Origin of the sequence: Nonomuraea sp. SYSU D8015, from assembly GCF_008065375.1 — a bacterium.
GTDB lineage: Bacteria > Actinomycetota > Actinomycetes > Streptosporangiales > Streptosporangiaceae > Nonomuraea.
This window is the reverse complement of the sequence record NZ_VJYI01000017.1, coordinates 140,745-160,755: the sequence shown is the minus strand read 5'-3', so window position 1 is coordinate 160,755 and position 20,011 is coordinate 140,745. Positions and strand designations below refer to the sequence as shown.

Sequence of the window (20,011 nt, the reverse complement as noted above, 5' to 3'; positions counted from 1 at the left end):
ACCGGAAAAGGAGTCGTAACGTGCGCATCACCGCGGCACTGACCGAGACCCAAGGCGCTCCCTTCGCGCTCGCCCCCCTCGACCTCGACGACCCCCGGCCCGGCGAGGTCGTCGTGCGGATGGTGAGCTCCGGCGTCTGCCACACCGACCTGATCGTCCGCGACCAGTGGTACCCGGTGCCGCTGCCCGCGGTGCTCGGCCACGAGGGGGCGGGCGTCGTGGAGGCCGTCGGCGACGGCGTCACCTACGTGGCGCCCGGCGACCACGTCGTGCTCACGTTCAGCTCCTGCGGCGGCTGCCGCATGTGCGTCCAGGGCCGCCAGGCGTACTGCGACCAGTTCTTCGCCTACAACTTCGCCGGCTCGCGCCCCGACGGCAGCGCCACCCTGCACCGGGCGTCGGGTGACGTGCACGGCGCGTTCTTCGGCCAGTCGTCTTTCGCGACCCACGCCCTGGCCAGTGAGCGCAATGTCGTGAAGGTGGACCCCGAGGCGCCCCTGGAGCTGCTCGGCCCGCTGGGCTGCGGCATCCAGACCGGCGCGGGCGGCGTGCTCAACTCGCTCAGGCCGCCGGCGGGCAGCAGCATCGCGGTCTTCGGCGCGGGCTCGGTCGGCATCAGCGCCGTGATGGCCGCCGCCGTCGCCGGCTGCACCACGATCGTCGCCGTCGACCTGAACGACCGGCGGCTGGAGCTGGCCGCGGAGGTGGGCGCCACGCACGTGATCAACGCGGCCGCGGGCGACACTGTCGAGCGGCTGCGCGAGCTCACCGGCGGCCTCGGCGTGGACTACACGGTGGAGACCACCGCGGTCCCGGGCGTGCTGCGGCAGGCGGTGGACGCGCTCAACCAGGGCGGCACCTGCGGCCTGATCGGCGCCGCCGCGCTCGGCACCGAGGTCTCCCTGGACATGTCGGCGCTGCTGTTCGGGCGCGGGGTGCGCGGGATCGTCGAGGGCGACAGCGTGCCGCGGCTGTTCATCCCCAAGCTCGTGGACCTCCACCGCCAGGGCCGCTTCCCGTTCGACAAGCTGATCAAGACGTACGCGTTCGAGGACATCAACGAGGCGGTGGAGGACTCCGAGAAGGGCACCACCCTCAAGCCCGTCCTGACCTTCGCCTGAGCCCCGAGGAGTCCGATCATGCAACTGCGTCACGACACCTTCTTCATCGGCGGCACGTGGGTCCGCCCCGCCACCGACCGGGTGATCGTCCCGGTCAACGCCAGCACCGAGGAGCCGCTCGGCCAGGTCCCCGAGGGCGCCGAGGCCGACATCGACGCGGCGGTGGCCGCCGCGCGCGAGGCGTTCGACGAGCCGTCCGGCTGGGCGAGCTGGGAGCCCGCGCGGCGCGCCGAGGTGATGGACCGCCTGGCCGACGCGATCGACCGGCGGGCCGACGGGTTCGTCGAGCGGGTGAGCGCCCAGAACGGCATGCCGGTCGCGGTCGCCCGGCAGCTGGAGACCGGTTACCCCACCGCCGTGCTGCGCTACTACGCCGGGCTGGCCCGGTCGGCGACCTTCGAGGAGACCAGGGAAGGGTTGTTCGGCGGCCCGATCGAGGTGCGCCGGGTGCCGGTCGGGGTGGTCGCTGCCATCGTGCCGTGGAACTTCCCGCAGGCGCTCACCATGTTCAAGATCGCCCCCGCGATGGCGACCGGCTGCACGCTGGTGATCAAGCCGTCGCCGGAGACCGTGCTGGACGCGTACCTGCTGGCCGAGGCCGTCGAGGAGGCCGGCGTCCCGGCCGGGGTGATCAACGTCGTGCCGGCCGGGCGCGAGGTCGGCGCCTACCTGGTGTCCCATCCGGGCGTGGACAAGGTCGCCTTCACGGGCTCCACCGCCGCAGGCCGGAGCATCGCCGAGACGTGCGGGCGGCTGCTGCGGCCGGTCACGCTGGAGCTCGGCGGCAAGTCCGCGGCCATCGTCCTGGACGACGCCGACCTGGACCTGGGCAAGATCGGCCAGGGGTTGTTCGGCGCCACGCTGCTCAACAACGGCCAGACGTGCTTCCTCGGCACGCGGGTGCTCGCCCCGCGCAGCAGGTACGCGGAGGTCGTCGACGCCTTCACCGCCCTGGCGAGCTCCCTGACCGTCGGCGACGCCGCCGACCCGGGGACGCAGATCGGGCCGATGGCCACCGCCCGGCAACGCGACCGCGTCGAGAGCTACATCGCCAAGGGGCGCGGCGAGGGCGCCCGCATCACGACCGGCGGCGGCCGGCCCGCCGACCTGGAGCGGGGCTGGTTCGTGCAGCCGACCGTCTTCGCCGACGTCGACAACGGCTCGGTCATCGCGCAGGAGGAGATCTTCGGGCCGGTGCTGTCGCTCATCCCGTACGACGACGTCGACCACGCCGTCCGCATCGCCAACGACTCGGACTTCGGCCTCGGCGGGACGGTCTGGACCGCCGATCCGGAGCGGGGCGCGGCCGTCGCCCACCGGGTGCGCACCGGCACCATCGGCGTCAACCGCTACATCCCCGACCCCGCCGCCCCGTTCGGCGGGGTCAAGGCCAGCGGCCTGGGCCGCGAGCTGGGCCCGGAGGGCCTGACCGGCTATCAGCAGGTGCAGACCGTCTACCGGTGATCGTTGTCCTTGACGGCCAGCACGGGGCAGTCCGACTCCAGCAGGACACGCTGCGCCGTGCTGCCCATCAGGAGCTTGCCGACCGGGGATCGGCGGCGGACGCCGATCACGATGAGCTCCGCCGACTCCTGGCGGGCCACGTCGAGGAGCGCGGCGGCCGGGTCGGTGTCCTGCGGCTGCCGAACCTCGTGGCCGTCGCCCACCCGGCGCTGCAGCTCGGCCGGCGGCGCGGTGCCGGGGTCGACGTAGGCGCCGGGGTGGGAGACGTTCACCACCACCAGCCGGGCCTTCCTGAGCTCGGCCTCGGCCAGGGCCTGGCCGAGGACCGCCTCCCCCAGCGGCGTGGGGACGTATCCGGCGACGATGGTCATGCTTTCACCTTCTGTCGGTTCCGCCGGGACAGGCGCAGGGCCGGGGGCGCGAGGACGATCAGGACGATCACGCCGAGCAGCGTGGCGGTGATCGGCTGGGTGAGGAACCCGGTGAGGTCACCGCCGAAGATCCGCATCGACCGGCGGAACGACGACTCCAGCAGGCCGCCGAGCACGAACGCCAGCACCAGCGGCCCGGGCTCGAAGCCGACCTTCTTCATCAGGTAGCCCAGCACCCCTAGCCCGACCATGAGGAACATGTCGAACACACTCATCCTGACCGTGTAGACGCCGATCATCGTGACGAGGATCGTCAGCGGAGCCAGGATCGCCGCCCGCACGCGCAGGATGCGCACGAACACCCCGATCAGCGGCATGCTCATGGCCAGCAGCAGGAGGTTGCCGACGTACATCGAGTTGACGACCCCCCAGAACAGGTCGGGCTTCTCCTCCACCAGCATCGGCCCGGGCGCGATGCCCTGGATGAGCAACGCCCCGAACATGATCGCCATCGTCGCGTTGGCAGGGATGCCCAAGGTCAGCAGCGGGATGAACGACGACGTGGCGGCGGCGTTGTTGGCGGTCTCAGGACCGGCCACGCCCTCGATGGCGCCCTTGCCGAACCGGTCCGGCTCCTTGCTCGCCCGCTTCTCCACGGCGTAGGCGACCATGGAGGACATGGTCGCCCCGCCGCCCGGCAGGATGCCGAGCAGGAAGCCGAGCACCGAGCCGCGGGTGATCGCGCCCTTCGACTGGCCGAGCTCGGCGCGGGAGGGGTAGACCGAGCCGACGGCCGCGGCGGGGGCGGCGGGCCGGCGAAGCGACTCCAGGTTGTAGAGGATCTCGCCGACGCCGAACAGGCCCATCGCGACGATGACGAAGTCGATGCCGTCGAGCAGCTGGTCGACGCCGAAGGTCAGGCGCGAGGCGCCTTCGAGCGGGTCCTGCCCCACGGTCGCCAGCAGCAGCCCGACCGTGGCCATGAGGATGCTCTTGAGCGGCGAACCGGTGCCGAGCGTGGTGATCAGCAGGATGCCGAGCAGGGCCAGCGCGGTGTACTCCGACGGCCCGAAGTCCAGCGCGAACCCGGCCACCAGCGGCGCGACGAACGTCAGGCCGATGACGGCGACGGTGCCGCCGATGAAGGAGCCGATGGCGGCGATGCCGAGCGCGGAGCCGGCCCGGCCCTGCCGGGCCAGCTCGTGCCCGTCGATGGCGGTGACCACGCTGGACGCCTCACCGGGCAGGCGCAGCAGCACCGAGGTGATGGTGCCGCCGTACTGGGCGCCGTAGAAGATGCCGGCGAGCATGATGATGGCCGCGGTCGGCTCGATGTTGTACGTGATCGGCAGCAGCACCGCGATGGTGGCCGCGGGCCCGAGCCCGGGGAGCACCCCGACCAGCATGCCGAGGGTGACCCCGAGCAGGCAGTAGAAGAGGTTCTCCGGCTGGAAGACCACGCCGAACCCGGCGATCACCGGGGAGAGGAAGTCCATGTCCAGGTCTCACAGAGCGATGATGTGGGGCAGCGACACGCCGAGTGCTGTGATGAACAGCAGGTAGAGCGCCGCCGTGGCGACGATCGAGACCACGGCCGTCAGCCGCCAGCTCTCCCTGCCGAGGCCCTTGAGCCACAGGACGAGCAGCGCGACGGTCGGCACCTCGAAGCCGACGAGCTCGAACAGGAACGCGTACGCGACCAGCGAGGCGGCCGCGATCGCGACGACCACCACGTCCTTGGTGAAGCGTTCCTCGTCACCGCGGGGCCGTGACTGGAGCACCAGCACCGCGGCGGCGACCACCATGGCGACGCTGACGATCAGCGGCCACATGCCCGGCCCTGGGGCCGGCAGGGTGCCGATCCCCAGGTTCACGGACATGATCGCGGCCACCACGCCGCTGGCCAGCGGGACCAGGGCGGCCACCACGTTGAGCCTGCGGGCGTAGGCCGGGGGGACCTGGGCCGGCTCAGGGACCGGGGCCTCGGCCGAGGTCATTGCTGGGCCTTGAGGTCGATGCCGAGGTCCTGGGCCAGCTTCTCGAACCGCTTGAGGCTCTCGTTCAGCTGCGTCCCGACCGCGTCGCCGTCGGCGTCCCAGCGGCCGATGTAGTTGGCCTTGAGGACCTCGTTGTACTCGGGCGAGGCGACGGCCTTGTCGACGGCCGCGGCGAGCTTGTCGCGCACCTCGGCGGGCAGCCCGGCGGGCCCGGCGATGAACCGGCGCTGGTCCACCACGACGTCGTAGCCGGACTCCTTGGCGGTCGGCACGTCCGGCATCGCCTCGATGCGCTTGTCGGCGAAGACGGCCAGCGCCCGCAGCTTGCCCGCCTGGACCTGCTTGTAGGCCTCGGCGATCTGCACGGAGGCGGCGTCGACCTTGCCGCCGAGCACGGCGGTCACGGTGGGCGCGCCGCCGTCGAAGGGCACCGGCGCGGCCTTCGTCTTGGCCAGGCCGAACAGCAGCGTCTGCGACAGCTGGCTGCCGGTGCCGGGGCCGGTGGTGCCGTACTTGACGTCGGAGGCGCCGGCCAGGTCCTTGAGCGTCCGGTACTTCGAGTCGGCGGGGACCACGAGCACGTAGTCCTCGACCGCCAGGCCCTTGATGAAGGTCATGTCGGTGAGCTTGACCGGGTCGGCGTCGTTGAGCATGAGCGGCCCGATGGCGAACAGCGACTGCGGCATCACGGCCACGCGGTAGCCGTCCGGCTTGCTGCCGAACACGTCCTTGCCGGCGATCTTGCCGTTGGCGCCCGGCTTGTTGACGACCACGGCCTTGACGCCGAGCGGCTGCTCGATGCTCTTGGCGAGGGCGCGGGTGAGCAGGTCGGTGCTGCCGCCGGGGTCCGTCGGCACGGTGAACTCGACCGGCTTGTTGGGGTAGCCGGCCGCGGCCGCGCTCTTGTCAGCGCTGCCGCCCTGCACGGAGCAGGCGGAGGCGGCCAGGGCGACGGCGGCGAGGAGTACGCCGATTCTCATGTGAATTCTCCGTTTCACCAGCGGGGAGAGGGCTGGGAGGGGTTTCACCAGCGGGGAAGTGCGGGCTGGACCCACTCGGGATGGGCCTTGCGCATCGCGGCGACGTCGTCGCGGTCGCGCATGTCGGGGCGGGCGAGCCAGCGCTCGTGCAGCGTCGCGAGGGCGTCGCGGTCGAGCTCGACGCCGAGCCCGGGCGCGTCGCTCACCTCGATGGCGCCGCCGGCGAAGGTGTGCGGCTCGGTGATGACGTCCTCGGTCTGCCACGGGCGGTGGCTGTCGCAGGCGTAGCCCAGGTCGGGGATCACGCTGGCGACGTGGGTCATGGCCGCCAGGCTGATCCCCAGGTGGGTGTTGGAGTGCATGGACAGGCCCACGCCGTACGTGCGGCACAGCGCGGCCAGCTCGCGGGTGGCGTGCAGGCCGCCCCAGTAGTGGTGGTCGGACAGCACGACCTGGACGGCGTCCTTGGCGAACGCCTCGGGGACCTCCGCGAACGTGGTGACGCACATGTTGGTGGCCAGCAGCGCGCCGGTGCGCCTGCGCACCTCGGCCATGCCGTCGACGCCGGCGGTCGGGTCCTCCATGTACTCCAGCAGGTCGCCGACCTGCTCGGCCACGCGCACGCTGGCCTCGACCGACCAGCCGCCGTTGGGGTCCAGCCGCAGCGGATGTCCGGGGAACGCCTTGGCCAGCGCCTTGATGGCCTCGATCTCCTGCTCGGGCTCGAACACGCCGCCCTTGAGCTTGAAGGAGGTGAAGCCGTAGTCGTCGGCGAAGCGGCGGGCCTGCCGGACCACGCCGTCGGGGTCGAGGGCGGCGCCCCAGTCGTCGGGCGCCTCGCCGTCCGGGTGCTCGGCCCAGCGGTAGAACAGGTAGCCGCTGTAGTCGACGCGGTCGCGTACCTTGCCGCCGAGCAGGGCGTGCACCGGCAGTCCGACGGTCTTGCCGAGGGCGTCGAGACAGGCGACCTCGAAGGCGGACACGACGCTGCGGACCAGCTTCTCGTTGTTGCGGGTGCCGCGCAGGCCGGCCGGGTCGAACTCCTTGACCGTGTCGGCGGCGCCGCTCGCCGACGCGGAGGCCAGGGCGTACAGGCCGTTGACCGCCGTGAGGTCGCGGCCGGGGACGGCGGCGGCGAGGGCGCGCGCGACCTCCAGGTAGTCGGTGTCGCCGTAGGTCTCGCCGACGCCGGTGACGCCGTCGTCGGTCTCGATCTCGACGATGGTGCGCGGAGTGTACGGCTGGTGCACGCCGAGCACGTTGAGCAACGGCGGATCGCTGATCAGGATGGGCGTGACGGTCGCCCGGATGATGCGTGGCATACGGGTTTCCTTCTAGCTGGCGAGGTCGAGGCCGACGGTCAGCAACCGGTCGAGGGTCTGCAGATGCTCGGGGGTGGGATCGGTCAGCGGGGCTCGAACCGGTCCGACGTTCGCGCCGCGGAGCCTGGCCGCGGCCTTGACCAGGGATACAGCGTATCCGGGGCCCTGGTCGCGGAGCTCCACCAGGGGGATGTAGAACTCCTTGAGCAGCAGGTCGACGCGCTCGTGGTCGTCGGCGCGCAGCGCGCGGAAGAACGTCCCGGCGATCTCCGGGGCGAAGGCGTGCACGGCCGAGGAGTACGCCGGGACGCCGATGCTGCTGTAGGCGCGGGCCTGCATCTCGGCGGTGGCCGCGCCGTTGAAGAACAGCCATTCGGGGGGCGCGGCGAGTTTGATGCGTTGCAGCCGGTCGAGGTCGGAGTGACCGTCCTTGACGCCGATCACGTTGGGGATCTCGGCGAGCGCCGGCACGCTGGCGACGTCGATCCTGACCTGGGCCCGCTGGTAGACGATGATCGGCAACGCGGTGCTCGCGGCGACCCGGCGCACGTGCTCGACCAGTCCCCGCTGCGGCGTCTCGGCCAGGTACGGCGGCAGCAGGAGCAGGGCGTCGGCCCCCGCCCGCTCGGCGGCGGCGGCGAACCTGGCGGCCTGGGCCCAGCCGTAGCCGGCGCCCGCGACCACCGGGACCGCGCCGCGGGCCTCCTCCGCAGCCGCCGCGATCAGGCTCGCGTACTCGTCCTCGGCGAGGGAGAAGAACTCACCGGTCCCGCAGCACGGGAACAGCGCGCCGGGCCCGGCCGCGATCTGCGCGCGCACGTGGGCGCGGAAGGCGTCCAGATCGACCCGGCCGTCCGCGTCGAAAGCCGTCAGCGGGAACGACAGCACGCCCGTGTCCATCCCCCGGCGCAACCGTTCGGATATCTCTTCGGTCGTATACGTAGCAGGCAAGCTGTCTCCATATGTAGATTGCTGACACGTGGCGAGCAGTTTCGCCTTATTTTGGTAATGTGTCAACACTCGTACCCAGGCGCGCAGACTCTCTGTGAGGTGCAATGACCCATCCCGAAGGCGGGGTGCGCAGCGTCAAGTCCGCGGCGCGGACCATCGATCTCCTCGAGCTCCTGGCCTCCCGCCAGAACCGGCCCGCCCGCCTGCGTGAGCTCAGCGAGGCGCTCGGCGCGCCCCGCAGCAGCGTCTACGCCCTGATCCGCACCCTCGTGGAGCGCGGCTGGGTCCGCACCGACGAGACCGGCACCCTCTACAGCATCGGCATCCGCGCCCTGCTGGCCGGCACCACCTACCTCGACACCGACCCGTACCTGCGCATCGCCCAGCCGCACATCAACGATCTCAGCATGCGGCTGGACGAGACCATCCACTTCGGCCGGCTCGACCGCACCGACATCGTCTACCTGGCCACCAAGGAGTCGAGCCGCTACGTGCGCCCCTTCAGCCGGGTGGGCCGCCGGCTGCCCGCCTTCAGCACGGCGATGGGCAAGTCGCTGCTGGCCGAGCGGCTCGGCACCCCGCACGAGGTGCCGATCCCGCAGCCGATCGCTCCGCTCACCCCCAACACGCTGGTGGACGAGCAGGCTCTGCGACGCGACCTGGAGCTGACCCGCGAGCGCGGCTACGCCATCGACAACGAGGAGAACTACGCGGGCGTCAAGTGCTTCGGCTTCGCGCTGCGTTACAGCTCCCCCGCGACGGACGCGATCAGCTGCTCCGTGCCCATCAGCGGCCTGACCGAGGAGCGGATCAACGAGATCGTCGCGGCGATGGAGCAGGTCCGGCTGGCCATCGAGCGGATGGCGCCGGTCGATCTGTCCACTCCCGGGTGGGTCTGACGGTTGGATCTCCTTTCAGCGGCCCTGCTGGTGGCGGCGGGGCTGGCCTCCGGGCTGGCCGGCTCCATCGGCGGGCTCGCCTCGCTGTTCAGCTATCCGGCGCTGCTCGCCTTCGGGTTGCCGCCGGTCGTCGCCAACGTCACCAACACCGTGGCGATGTTCTCCACCACCGTCGGCACCGCGGCGGGCTCGCGGCTGGAGCTGCGCGGCCACGGGCGGCGCGTCGCCAAGCTGGTGGTCGTGGCGGCGGCGGGCGGCTCGGCCGGGGCCTGGCTGCTGCTGGCCACGCCGGACAAGGCGTTCGAGTTCGCCGCGCCGTGGCTCATCGCGTTCGGCTCGGCGCTGTTGCTGGCCAGGGATCCGCTGCGGCGGCTGGCCGACGCCCGGGCGCCCAAGACCACGTCCTTTTTGCCGGTCGCCGTGGCGGTGGCGCTGGTCGGCGTGTACGGCGGCTACTTCGGCGCGGCGGCGGGCGTGATCATGCTGGCCGTGCTCTGCGCCGCCGCCACCGAGCCGCTCGCCGTCACCAACGCGGTCAAGAACATGGCCACCGGCGCGGCCAACATCACCGCCGCCGTCGCGTACGCGTTCCTGGCGCCCGTGCACTGGCTGGCCGCGGGCGCGCTGTCGTGCGGCTGCCTGGTGGGCAGCTGGCTCGGGCCCAAGATCGTCCGGCGGCTGCCGGAGCGGCCTCTGCGCTTCGCCATCGCCCTGGCCGGGTTCGGCCTGGCGGTGAGCCTGTGGGTCGCCTGATCCGGCCGGCGTCCCGCAGAGCCCGACGGCCGCAGGAGCACGCTCGTGCCCCGGGGCAGGGCTCCCGCCCGGCACGCCCTGACCACGACGGCCCTGTGCGTGACGGTGATGAACGCCCAGCGGCCCACCGCCTGCGGCGAGCCGGCGAAGCGCGTCCGCGTCCCCGGCGCGCTGCCGAAGTAGCGCGCCCGAGGACACCGTCGCGGATTCGCTTCAGGGCGTGGGTTGCGGCGCGGACAAGGGAAGAAGGCGAGGAGCGCCTTGCCGTGGCCGCATGTCAGGGCGTGGGCGCCCACAGCGACCGGCCGAGGCCACGAGACGGCGCCACCGGGCCGGGCGCGAGACGACGTCCGCCGGACCGGGCGCGAGACGACGCCCCGGGCCGGGCGGACAAAACAGCGGGCGGTCCGGGACCGGGGCGCGCCGGCCCCGGGCGCGAAGGGGAAGACGCCGAGGGGGCTCAGCGCCGGGTCGGCAGGATCACCGCCGAGGGATGCCGTGGGTCGTGGTAGACCGCCTGGTCGGCGGCCCGGAACGTGGTGGCGGTGGCGCGGGACTCGCCGGTGCCCGGATTGCGGGCGTAGCGGGGGAAGGCGCCGCTGGAGACCTGGACCCTGATGCGGTGCCCGCGCTTGAAGCGGTGGGCGGTGGGCCAGAGCCGGACCGTGGCGCGCGTGGTCTCCTCGGCACCGGACAGGCTCGTCAGCCCGTCGCACACGTTGACGGACCTGCCGTTCGGATCGACGTCGCACAGCCGGACGAACACGTCGGCGTACGGCAGGCTGGAGCGGAACCAGATCTCCGCGCCGACCTCGCCGATCACCTCCACGTCCCGGTCGAGCGGATCGGTGGTGTAAATCAGGACGTCCGCGCGGGCCTCCAGGGCCGTGTTGTCGACGCGGCCGCTGTCGCTCACCATCCGCACCCCTCCGGCCGCGGGTGTGGGGTCCGCGGGGTCGTAGCGGTACAGGTCGGGCTCGGCGTCGCCGGACGGCGGCGCGGTGGACAGCACGCCGCCGGGCTGCAGGTGGAAGCGCTGCGCCTGATAGCCGGGCGGCGGCCAGGAGTCGAAGTCCCGCCAGGCCTCCTCCCCCATCACGTACAGCCGCACCGGGGCGCGCTCCGGCGGTTGCTCGCCACGGGCGCAGGCGAGCCCGAACTCGACGGCCTCGCGTATCGCCGTGCCGTCCATGTCCAGGTGGGTCCACGGCCCGACAGTCAGGCGGGCCGGGCGGCCCGCGTCCTGGAGGACCTGGAAGTCGCGGAGCTGGCCGGGCAGGAAGATGTCGTACCAGCCGCCGATCGAGCTGACCGGCACGGTAACCTGCGCCACCCGGTGCCGGTGGTCGAAGCCTTCCCACCGCGGGTGCCCGGCGTCGTGGGCGAGGATGTCCTGGATGTAGGCGGAACGCTCGCCGATGGCGGCCACGTCGGCCTCCTTCAGCGGCAGCGTCCGCAGCGCCCGGCGGGTTCGCCGGGTCTGGAGGAACTGGCGCAGCATCGCCCAGCGGCGCTCCTGGGTGCCGACGAGGACGCCCCATCCGAACGGCGTCTCCAGCGACATGCCGTCCGCGCGCAGGAACTCCAAGGTCAGCGCCGACTCGGTCACCTGCGGGATCATCGCCTTCACCTGCGGGGGGAGGGCGTCGGCGACGGCCCACTGCACGTAGCCGAGGTAGCTGAGGCCGACCAGCACGATGGAGCCGCCGAACCACGGCTGCTTCACCACCCAGTCGAGGGTCGCCAGGCCGTCCTCGCGCTCCTGGCGCAGGGGGTCGAAGGCGCCGCCGGAGCCGAAACCGCCGCGGGTGCTCTGGATCAGCACCTGGTATCCGCGTTCGGCCAGCGGCATGGCCAGGCCCCAGGCGAGCGGCGCCCGCCGGCCGTAAGGGGAGCGGAGCAGCGCGGTCGGCAGCGCCTCTCCCCCGGCCCTGGGCGCCCATCGGTCGGCCAGCAGCTCCACGCCGTCGTCCATCGGCACGCGGAGGTCCCGCTGGACGACGAGATCCCGCGTCACCGGCGGGGGAAGTTTCAACCGGCGTTCCAGGAGACGGCTGATCAGTTTCACCGGCTCCCCTCCTCTCCATCGGTGATCGCCGACCGGCGTGCGCCGGTGGCGATGGTCATCAAGCGCAGCAGCCGCTCGGTGAACTCCTCGGGGTCGAGCGGGTCGTCGCCCTCCACCACCCAGGCGTTGATGAACGCTGCCGCGCCGCCGGTCACGTACACGGCTAGGTCGTCGAGCAGCTCAGGGGCGAGCCGCTCGCCGTGCACCCGGGTGACCGCCTGCCGGTTGACCGGAAGGAACAGCCCCATCAGCGCCTTGTTCAGGACGAACGCGCACGAGCTCGTCAGCAGCGCCCGGTAGAACCCCCGGTGCCGGGCGAAGTGCCGCGCCGTGGCCAGCGCCCGGTTCCGCGAGGCCGACGGGTCCCAGTCGTTCTCGAGGTCCGGCAGCAGCTCACGCCGGACGAGGTCGAGCGCGGCCTCGAGCACCAGCGTGTCGCGGTCGCCGAACTGCTGGTACACCACCTGCCGGCTCACATCCGCGGTCTCGGCGATGTCGGAGAGCGGGATCGCGGCCGTGCCCCGCTCCGTCACCAGGGCGATGGCGGCCCGCATGAGAGCGGCGCGCGAGCGGCGTACCCGGCGGTCCATGGCGGGGGCGGGGGATACCGCCTCGAACGTCATGCCCAAATAATGGACATGTGTTAATAAAAAGGCAAGTGTTGCTTAGCTAGAAAACGCCCCTTCAGCGGATGATGCGCTCCCGGGCGCGGAGCAGGGCGGACAGGATGACGCGCTCGCGCTCGGGGCCGAGGCGGACCAGGGGGACCGAGCAGCTGAGCGCCTCGTCCGGGACGGGCCCGAAGGGCAGGGGGACGGCGAAGCACCGCAGCCCGACGGTCGACTCCTGCTCGTCCACCGCGTGACCGCGGCGGCGGATCTCCTCGAGCTCGGCCCGCAACGCCGCCCGGTCGGTGATCGTGTACGGGGTCCGCGCCTCCAGGGTCTCCGGCAGGAGCTCGTCGACCTCCGCCCACGGGCGCCAGGCGAGGATCGCCTTGCCGAGCCCGGTCGCCCACGACGGCAGCCGCCGGCCGGGCCGCGAGACGACGGCGAGGGAGTGCCGGGAGATCTCGGTGGCCAGGTAGACGACCTCGGCGCCGTCGAGGCGCGCCAGGTGCACGGTCTCGCCGAGCTCTGCGTTCAGCTCGCCCATCACCGGCTGGGCCCGCCGGACGACGTCGTCCCGCTCCACGTACGCCGCGCCCGCGCGGAGCGCGCGGATTCCGATGCGGTAACGACCCGCGTCGTCGGTCTCGACCCACCCGGTGTTCACGAGCGTGGTGAGCAACGCGTACCCGCTGGCCCGGGGCATGGCCAGGGCGGTGACCACCGAGCGCAGCGAGCACGCCTGCGTGGCGGCGCTGAGGTATTCGAGCACCGCGATGGTCCGCTCGGCGGACTTGACGCTGCGTACACCTCCTGTGGCCGCATCGGGCGGGTCGAGCGGGGCTTGCCTCATCGACACCTCTTGACGTTTGGCGAAACACCAACTTAATGTCTCGGCTACACATATAGCCAATGTCTCCATATGTAGACAAGAGGTTTCCGCTTGACATCCCTCTCCACCAGGCGAGTCACCGCCGCCTCATCCGGGCCCCTCGCCTTCCCCGTCACGCCGTTCAGGGCGTCGGGGGACGTGGATCTGTCCCGTTGCTGAAACGGCGCACCCGCCCTGCCCGGCCATCAGGGCAGGCGACTTCCGGAGGAACCATGATCACCACCCCCCGCCGCCGCCAGGCGGCCTCTGCCCTGCTGGCACTCGGCACCATGCTGTCGGCAGGCGCCTGCACGGTCGCCAACAGCGGCCCGGAGCCCTCGTCCGGCGCCGCGGCGAGCACCGTCCGCATCGTGCTGCCGGAGGAGCCCCCGACGCTGGAGCCGTGCGACGCCTCACTCACCGCGACCGGCCGCGTCACCCGGGCCAACATCACCGAGGCGCTCACCGAGCGCGACCCGGCCAGCGGGCAACTCCAGCCGGCGCTGGCCACGGAGTGGAAGCAGGACTCGGAGAACGAGTGGACCTTCACCCTGCGGCAGGGCGTGAAGTTCCACGACGGCACCGCGTTCGACGCCAAGGCGGCCGCGTTCTCGATCGACCGGACCGTCAACTCCAAGATCGACTGCAACGTGAAGGGCTACGTCTTCGGCGGCATCGAGCTCACGGCCACGGCCGTGGACGCCTCCACCCTCAAGGTGAAGACCGCCAAGCCGGACCCGATCCTGCCGCTGCGGCTGTCCTTCGTCGAGATCGTGCCGGCCACCACGAGCGCGACCGCGAAGGTCCGCGAGCCCGTCGGCACCGGCCCGTACAAGATCGCCAAGTGGGACACGGGCCGCAGCCTGCGACTGGAGCGGTTCTCCGGGTATTGGGGCAAGGCGCCGGACTTCGCCGCGGCCGACTACGTCTGGCGGGCCGAGGGCAGCATCCGCGCGGCGATGATCCAGAGCGACGAGGCGGACGTCGCGATCGGCCTCGCGCCGGAGGACGGCGCCGGCGAGGCCGCCGTGCAGTTCCCCAACAACGAGACCTCCTACCTGCGCATCGACGCCGCCAAGCCGCCGCTCAACGACATCCGCGTGCGGCAGGCCATCAACTACGCCATCGACAAGAACGGGCTCGTCGCCTCGGTCTTCGCGGGGCTCGGCAAGCCGGCGGGGCAGATCGTCCCCGAGGGCGTGACCGGTCACAGCACCGCGATCCAGCCGTGGCCGTTCGACATGGCGCAGGCCAAGAAGCTGATCGCGGAGGCCAAGGCCGACGGCGTCCCCACGGACACCCCCATCACGATCATCGGGCGGAACGGGATCTACCCCAAGGCCGCCGAGTCGATGGAGGTCGTGCAGAACGCGCTGATCGAGGCCGGGCTCTCGGTGAAGATCCAGATGCTGGACGTGAACGCCTGGCTGGAGTACCTGCTGGCCCCGTTCCCCAAGGACGCCGGCCCCACCCTGCTGCAGGCCCAGCACGGCAACCAGGCCGGTGACGCGGCCTTCACGATGGGCCAGATCTACGGCAGCAAGGGCGCGCAGAGCAGCTACGGCACGAAGGAGCTCGACGAGCTGATCAGCGCCGCCGAGCAGGCCTCGGGCGAGGAGCGGCAGGCCGCGTTCGCCAAGGCGCTGGAGTACCAGAACAAGGAAGTGGTCCGGGACGCGGTCATGGCGCACATGACGGGCATCCTCGCCCTGTCGAAGAAGGTCACCTACAAGCCCAACGCCGCCACCAACGACGAGATGCGCCTCGCCGAGATGCACCCGGCCGGCTGAGAGGAGCGAGTGTGCTGACCTTCCTGCGGCGTCGCATCACCTCCAGTGCGATCCCGCTGGTCGTGGTGATCCTCGGGGTGTTCTGCCTGGCGCGGCTCACCGGCGACCCGGCCAACCTCTACCTGCCGCTCAGCGCCACCCCCGAGATGCGGGCGGAGTTCGCCGCCCGGCACGGCTTCGACCAGCCGCTGCTCGTCCAGTTCGGCGACTACCTGGCCCAGGTCGTGCGGCTGGACTTCGGCGAGTCGCTGCGGACGGCCGAGCCCGCCGCCACGGCCGTGCTGCGGGCGTTCCCCGCGACGCTGCAGCTGGCGGGGGCCACGATGATCCTCGCCATCCTCGGCGCGGTCGTCGTCGGGAGCTGGGCGGCCTACCGCCCCAACTCCGTGGCCGACCGGGTCGCGAGCTTCACCTCGACGACCGCGGCGAGCATGCCGGACTTCTGGTTCGCCATCATGGGCGTCCTGGTCTTCGCCGTGGCCCTGGGCTGGCTGCCCACCTCGGGCACCGTGGGCGCGGCGGCGTGGGTGCTGCCGGTGCTCACGCTGCTGATCCGGCCGTTCGGCGTGCTCGTGCAGGTGGTGCGCGGGGCGATGGTGTCGGCGCTGTCGGCGCCGTACATCAAGGTCGCCCGGAGCAAGGGCGCGGGCGAGGTGCGGGTGGTCTTCGGGCACGCCCTGCGCAACGCCGCGCCGCCCGCGCTCACCGTGGCCGGCGACCTCACGGTCGGACTGGTCAACGGCGCCGTGGTCGTCGAGACCATCTTCGGCTGGCCGGGCATCGGCAAGCTGATGATCACCTCGATCCTGCAGCGCGACTTCGCGGTGCTGCAGGCCGCGGTGCTGGTGACCGCTGTGACCATCTTCGCGCTCAACATCGTCATCGACGCCTGCTACGCGCTCCTGGACTCCCGGGTCCGGCAGGGGGTGACGGCATGACGCTCGTCGAGACCCCCGCCGCGATCGCCGCCCGGCGGACCTCGTGGTGGCGGCTGCTGCTCAGGGACAAGTTCGCCTGCGTGGCGGTGGTGATCCTGCTGCTCGTGGCCGTCTCCGCGGTCGTGGGGCCGGTGCTGCTCGGCGACCTGGCCGTCAAGCAGAACCTGCGGGCGGTCAACCGGCCGCCGTTCAGCCTCGACGACGGCTGGGCGTTCGCGCTCGGCAGCGACTCGCTCGGGCGCAGCGTGCTGGCCAGGCTCGTGGTGGCCAGCCGCACGACGCTGTCCGTCGCGATCCCGGCCGTGCTGATCTCCCTCGTCGTCGGGTCGATCTGGGGCATGTGGGCGGGCTACCACCGGGGCCGGCGGGAGAGCGTGTCGATGCGGATCGCCGACGTCATCCTCAGCTTCCCGTCCCTGCTGCTGGCCGTGGTCGTGCTGTACGTCTTCTCCCCCAGCGCCCTGAACATCATCCTGGTGCTGGCGATCGCCCGCATCCCGATCTACCTGCGGGCGGCCCGGGCCGAGTCGGCCGAGCTGCAGAGCCGGCTGTTCGTGGACGCGGCGCGCACGTTCGGCGCGAAGAGCTGGGCGATCATCGCCAGGCACGTGGCGCCGACCGTGCTGCCCACCCTGTTCACCGTCGCGACCCTGGACTTCTGCTTCGTCATGCTGACCGAATCGTCGCTGAGCTTCCTGGGCATCGGCATCCAGCCGCCGGACATGAGCTGGGGCCTGATGGTCGCCCAGGGACGGCAGGTGCTGCAGAGCGCCTGGTGGATCGCCGTCTTCCCCGGCCTCGCCATCGTGGTGACGACCGTGTCGGCGACCGTGCTGGCGTCCTGGGCGCGCCTGGCCATGGACCCCGGCCAGCGGTGGCGGCTCACGCTGCCCCGCTCCCGCCGGAAGGAGGTGAAGCCGTGAACCCCGTGCTCGAGGTGGATCGGCTGGCCGTCGACATCCGCACGCCCGCCGGGACGGTGCGCGCCGTGCGCGAGGTGAGCTTCTCCGTACGCTCCGGCGAGACCCTGGCGCTGCTGGGCGAGTCGGGCTGCGGCAAGAGCATGACGGCGCAGGCCATCGTCGGGCTGCTCGATCCCGTGGCGCACGTGGCGGGCGGCGAGGTGCGCCTGGACGGGACCGACGTCCTCACGCTGCCTCCGGCGCAGCGGCGGCGGCTGGCCGGTCCCGGCCTGTCCATCGTGTTCCAGGACGCCCTCACCGCGCTCAACCCGATCCAGACGGTGGGCGCCCAGCTCGCCGAGCCGTTCCGGATCCACGAGCGGCTGTCGCGCCGCGCGGCGCGGGAGCGGGCCGTCGAGCTGATGGAGCGGGTCGGCATCCCCGAGCCGCGTGCGCGGGCCGGCGCCTACCCGCACCAGTTCTCCGGCGGCATGCGGCAGCGGCTGCTCATCGCGCTGGCCGTGGCCCTGCACCCGAAGGTCCTGCTCGCCGACGAGCCCACCACCGCGCTCGACGTCACCGTGCAGGCCCAGATCATGGAGCTGCTAAGGGACCTGCGCACCGAGCAGCAGACGGCGCTGATCCTCATCACGCACGACCTCGCGGTGGTGGCCGAGCAGGCCGACCACGTGGCCGTCATGTACGCGGGCGGCATCGTCGAGACCGGCCGGGTGGCGGACGTGTTCGCCAAGCCGCGTCACCCGTACACCCGGGGGCTGCTGGACTCGGTGCCGGGCGAGGTGGCGCGCGGCACGAACCTGAAGTCCATCCCGGGCAGCCCGCCCGACCTGCACGCGGTGCCGTCGGGCTGCGCCTTCCGCACGCGCTGCCCGCTCGCCACCGACGTGTGCGCGGAGCAGCGCCCGCCGCTGGCCGAGGCGGGGCAGGGGCGCATGTCCGCGTGTCACCACTGGAAGGAGCTGGCCGATGACTGAGCCCGAAAAGAGCCGGCCGGTGGCTGAGCCTGGAAAGAGCCGGCCGGTGACGACGCCCGCCGTGCCCGCCTTGTCCTCCGCGCCCGCCGCTGCCGAGGCTCCCCTGCTGGAGGTGGCCGGGGTGAGCAAGAGCTTCCACGTGGCCGGCCGCCGGCGGCTGCGCGCGCTCGACGGCGTCGACCTGCGGCTGGAGCGCGGCGAGACGCTGGGGCTGGTCGGCGAGTCCGGCTGCGGCAAGTCGACGCTCGCCCGGGTGCTGCTCCTGCTGGAGCGCCCGGACCAGGGCCGGGTCAGGTTCGAGGGCACGGACCCGTTCGCGCTGCGGGGCAAGGAGCTCCTCACCTGGCGGCGCCGGGTCCAGATGGTGTTCCAGGACCCGTTCGGGTCGCTGAACGCGCGGCTGCGCGCCGAGGACATCATCGCCGAGCCGTGGCGGACGCACCGGGACCTGGTGCCGGTGAAGGAGCGCGGCAAGCGGGTGGCCGAGCTCCTGGAGATGGTGGGGCTGCGGGCGAGCGACGCCCGGCGGTATCCGCAGGAGTTCTCCGGTGGGCAGCGCCAGCGGCTCGGGATCGCCCGGGCGCTCGCCCTCGGGCCGGACGTGATCGTGTGCGACGAGCCCGTGTCGGCGCTCGACCTGTCGGTCCAGGCGCAGGTGCTCAACCTCCTCACGGACCTGCAGGCCCGGCTGGGCGTGTCGTACGTGTTCATCTCCCACGACCTGTCGGTCGTCCGGCACGTGGCCGACCGGGTGTCGGTCATGTACCTCGGAAGGATCGTGGAGACGGGGCCGACGGAGCAGGTGTTCGACCGGCCGCGGCATCCGTACACGGCCGCGCTGATGTCGGCGGCGCCGGTGCTGGACGTCACGCCGGGGGCGCGGCGCGAGCGGATCCTGCTCAAGGGCGAGGTGCCCTCGCCGCTCGACCCGCCCTCGGGGTGCCGGTTCCGTACCCGCTGCTGGCGAGCCCAGGACGTCTGCGCGCAGGAGCCGCCGCCGCTGGAGCCGTCCGGCGAGGAGCCGCTGCACGCGGCCGCCTGCCACTTCCCGCTCCAGGAACCCGTCACCGTCTCCTGAGCCGGCCGACGGCAGGCCGGCGCCGCTCGGGGGCGCCGGCCTGCCATGGGCTGCCCACTGCCGCGGGCCTGGCGCGGTGCCGGCGCCGGCCGAAAGTACGGCCCGGCACTGGCCGACCGGCCTGCTGAAGTCGGGCCGTCGGGGCGATGAGCCGGGACCCCTTCCAGCGTCACGATCGAGGTCGTCCACCCCCCTCATCGACGACAAGGAGTCCCGGTGGCCTCGACCAGGAAGATCGCGACAGCCGCGGGCCTGTTCTACCTCCTCACCCACGTCACCTCGATCGGCGGGCTCGTCCTGTACGACCCGGTGCTGAACGACCCGGGCTACCTCACCGGCCCCGGCGCCGACGCCCGCGTGCTCTGGGGCGCGTTCCTGGAGGGGCTCCTCACCCTCGGGATCGTCGGCACCGCGGTCACGCTGTTCCCCGTCGTCAAGAGGCAGAACGAGGGCGTCGCCCTCGGCTACGTCGGCCTGCGCACCCTCGAAGCCGCCATCGTGGCCGTCGGCATCGTCAGCGTCCTCGCGGTCGTGACGTTGCGGCAGGACCTGGCGGGGGCGGCGGGCACGGACGCGGCCTCGCTCGTCGCCGCCGGCCGGGCGCTCGTGGCGATCCACGACTGGACGTTCCTGCTCGGGCCGAGCTTCGTGCTGGGGGCGAACACGGTGTTGATGGCGTACCTGATGTACCGATCGGGCCTGGTGCCGCGGTTCATCGGCGTGCTGGGGCTCGTCGGCGGCCCGCTGGTCTTCGCCTCGGCGACCGCCACGCTCTTCGGCGTCTTCGAGCAGGTGTCGGCGTGGGGGGCGATCGCGGCGATCCCGGTGTTCGCCTGGGAGCTGAGCCTCGCCGGCTGGCTCGTGATCAAGGGCTTCCGGCCCTCGGCCGACGCTCCATGATCA

General features: G+C 72.2%; 20 protein-coding genes. 11 read left to right on the top strand and 9 right to left on the bottom strand.

Going from position 1 to position 20,011, the window contains the following annotated elements:
* The first annotated feature begins 20 nt into the window (after positions 1-20).
* On the top strand, positions 21-1,121 hold the full coding sequence (locus ID574_RS45415) for an NAD(P)-dependent alcohol dehydrogenase (RefSeq protein WP_188195269.1): 1,101 nt from the start codon (positions 21-23) through the stop codon (positions 1,119-1,121).
* A gap of 18 nt (positions 1,122-1,139) precedes the next feature.
* Positions 1,140-2,585 carry an aldehyde dehydrogenase gene (locus tag ID574_RS45410; RefSeq protein WP_188195268.1) on the top strand — a complete coding sequence of 482 codons (1,446 nt, stop codon included), beginning with the start codon at positions 1,140-1,142 and terminating at the stop codon, positions 2,583-2,585.
* Here ID574_RS45410 and ID574_RS45405 read toward each other — a convergent pair.
* Genes ID574_RS45405 through ID574_RS45380 form a run of 6 tightly spaced genes read right to left on the bottom strand, consistent with a single transcriptional unit; the run spans position 2,576 to position 8,206 of the window.
* Positions 2,576-2,956 (bottom strand): universal stress protein, encoded by a 381-nt coding sequence (locus ID574_RS45405; RefSeq protein ID WP_188195267.1) that lies wholly within the window; start codon positions 2,954-2,956, stop codon positions 2,576-2,578. The genes ID574_RS45410 and ID574_RS45405 overlap by 10 nt on opposite strands.
* Positions 2,953-4,452 carry a tripartite tricarboxylate transporter permease gene (locus ID574_RS45400; RefSeq protein ID WP_188195266.1) on the bottom strand — a complete coding sequence of 500 codons (1,500 nt, stop codon included), beginning with the start codon at positions 4,450-4,452 and terminating at the stop codon, positions 2,953-2,955. Before ID574_RS45400 ends, ID574_RS45405 begins: the two co-directional genes overlap by 4 nt.
* A gap of 9 nt (positions 4,453-4,461) precedes the next feature.
* Positions 4,462-4,953: a tripartite tricarboxylate transporter TctB family protein gene (locus ID574_RS45395; protein ID WP_188195265.1), complete on the bottom strand. Its 492-nt coding sequence runs from the start codon at positions 4,951-4,953 to the stop codon at positions 4,462-4,464.
* Positions 4,950-5,933, bottom strand: a complete 984-nt coding sequence (locus ID574_RS45390; RefSeq protein ID WP_188195264.1) for a Bug family tripartite tricarboxylate transporter substrate binding protein — start codon at positions 5,931-5,933, stop codon at positions 4,950-4,952. Before ID574_RS45390 ends, ID574_RS45395 begins: the two co-directional genes overlap by 4 nt.
* A gap of 44 nt (positions 5,934-5,977) precedes the next feature.
* Positions 5,978-7,255 (bottom strand): glucarate dehydratase family protein, encoded by a 1,278-nt coding sequence (locus ID574_RS45385; RefSeq protein WP_188195263.1) that lies wholly within the window; start codon positions 7,253-7,255, stop codon positions 5,978-5,980.
* Positions 7,256-7,267: 12 nt separating this feature from the next.
* A complete protein-coding gene (locus ID574_RS45380) occupies positions 7,268-8,206 on the bottom strand; it encodes a 5-dehydro-4-deoxyglucarate dehydratase (protein ID WP_188195262.1) in 939 nt (312 codons plus the stop codon).
* A 104-nt stretch (positions 8,207-8,310) separates the two neighbouring features.
* Here ID574_RS45380 and ID574_RS45375 point away from each other — a divergent pair, with 104 nt between their 5' ends.
* The 3 genes from ID574_RS45375 to ID574_RS45365 are packed head-to-tail and all read left to right on the top strand — an operon-like array spanning position 8,311 to position 10,041.
* A complete protein-coding gene (locus ID574_RS45375) occupies positions 8,311-9,105 on the top strand; it encodes an IclR family transcriptional regulator (protein ID WP_188195261.1) in 795 nt (264 codons plus the stop codon).
* A 3-nt stretch (positions 9,106-9,108) separates the two neighbouring features.
* Positions 9,109-9,858: a sulfite exporter TauE/SafE family protein gene (locus ID574_RS45370; RefSeq protein ID WP_188195260.1), complete on the top strand. Its 750-nt coding sequence runs from the start codon at positions 9,109-9,111 to the stop codon at positions 9,856-9,858.
* Positions 9,859-9,903: 45 nt separating this feature from the next.
* Complete coding sequence (locus tag ID574_RS45365) at positions 9,904-10,041, top strand: hypothetical protein (RefSeq protein WP_188195259.1); 138 nt, start codon at positions 9,904-9,906, stop codon at positions 10,039-10,041.
* A gap of 277 nt (positions 10,042-10,318) precedes the next feature.
* Here the strand turns inward: ID574_RS45365 and ID574_RS45360 are convergent, their stop codons facing one another.
* From ID574_RS45360 to ID574_RS45350, 3 genes are all read right to left on the bottom strand, one after another.
* Positions 10,319-11,926: a CocE/NonD family hydrolase gene (locus ID574_RS45360; protein WP_188195258.1), complete on the bottom strand. Its 1,608-nt coding sequence runs from the start codon at positions 11,924-11,926 to the stop codon at positions 10,319-10,321.
* Positions 11,923-12,549, bottom strand: coding sequence for a TetR/AcrR family transcriptional regulator (locus ID574_RS45355; protein WP_188195257.1), 627 nt, complete (start codon positions 12,547-12,549; stop codon positions 11,923-11,925). Before ID574_RS45355 ends, ID574_RS45360 begins: the two co-directional genes overlap by 4 nt.
* A gap of 61 nt (positions 12,550-12,610) precedes the next feature.
* The gene (locus ID574_RS45350; protein ID WP_188195256.1) at positions 12,611-13,387 is read right to left on the bottom strand and encodes an IclR family transcriptional regulator; all 777 of its coding nucleotides are present in this window, start codon (positions 13,385-13,387) and stop codon (positions 12,611-12,613) included.
* Positions 13,388-13,638: 251 nt separating this feature from the next.
* Here ID574_RS45350 and ID574_RS45345 point away from each other — a divergent pair, with 251 nt between their 5' ends.
* The 6 genes from ID574_RS45345 to ID574_RS45320 all read left to right on the top strand — a co-directional run bounded on the left by ID574_RS45345 (position 13,639) and on the right by ID574_RS45320 (position 20,008).
* A complete protein-coding gene (locus tag ID574_RS45345) occupies positions 13,639-15,195 on the top strand; it encodes an ABC transporter substrate-binding protein (RefSeq protein ID WP_188195255.1) in 1,557 nt (518 codons plus the stop codon).
* A gap of 11 nt (positions 15,196-15,206) precedes the next feature.
* The gene (locus ID574_RS45340) at positions 15,207-16,133 is read left to right on the top strand and encodes an ABC transporter permease (RefSeq protein WP_188195254.1); all 927 of its coding nucleotides are present in this window, start codon (positions 15,207-15,209) and stop codon (positions 16,131-16,133) included.
* The gene (locus tag ID574_RS45335) at positions 16,130-17,056 is read left to right on the top strand and encodes an ABC transporter permease (protein ID WP_188195253.1); all 927 of its coding nucleotides are present in this window, start codon (positions 16,130-16,132) and stop codon (positions 17,054-17,056) included. Before ID574_RS45340 ends, ID574_RS45335 begins: the two co-directional genes overlap by 4 nt.
* Positions 17,053-18,030, top strand: a complete 978-nt coding sequence (locus ID574_RS45330) for an ABC transporter ATP-binding protein (protein ID WP_223167743.1) — start codon at positions 17,053-17,055, stop codon at positions 18,028-18,030. The genes ID574_RS45335 and ID574_RS45330 overlap by 4 nt, the downstream gene beginning before the upstream one ends.
* Positions 18,023-19,108 (top strand): ABC transporter ATP-binding protein, encoded by a 1,086-nt coding sequence (locus ID574_RS45325; protein ID WP_188195251.1) that lies wholly within the window; start codon positions 18,023-18,025, stop codon positions 19,106-19,108. Before ID574_RS45330 ends, ID574_RS45325 begins: the two co-directional genes overlap by 8 nt.
* A 216-nt stretch (positions 19,109-19,324) precedes the next feature.
* Complete coding sequence (locus ID574_RS45320) at positions 19,325-20,008, top strand: DUF4386 domain-containing protein (RefSeq protein ID WP_188195250.1); 684 nt, start codon at positions 19,325-19,327, stop codon at positions 20,006-20,008.
* The last annotated feature ends 3 nt before the right edge of the window (positions 20,009-20,011 follow it).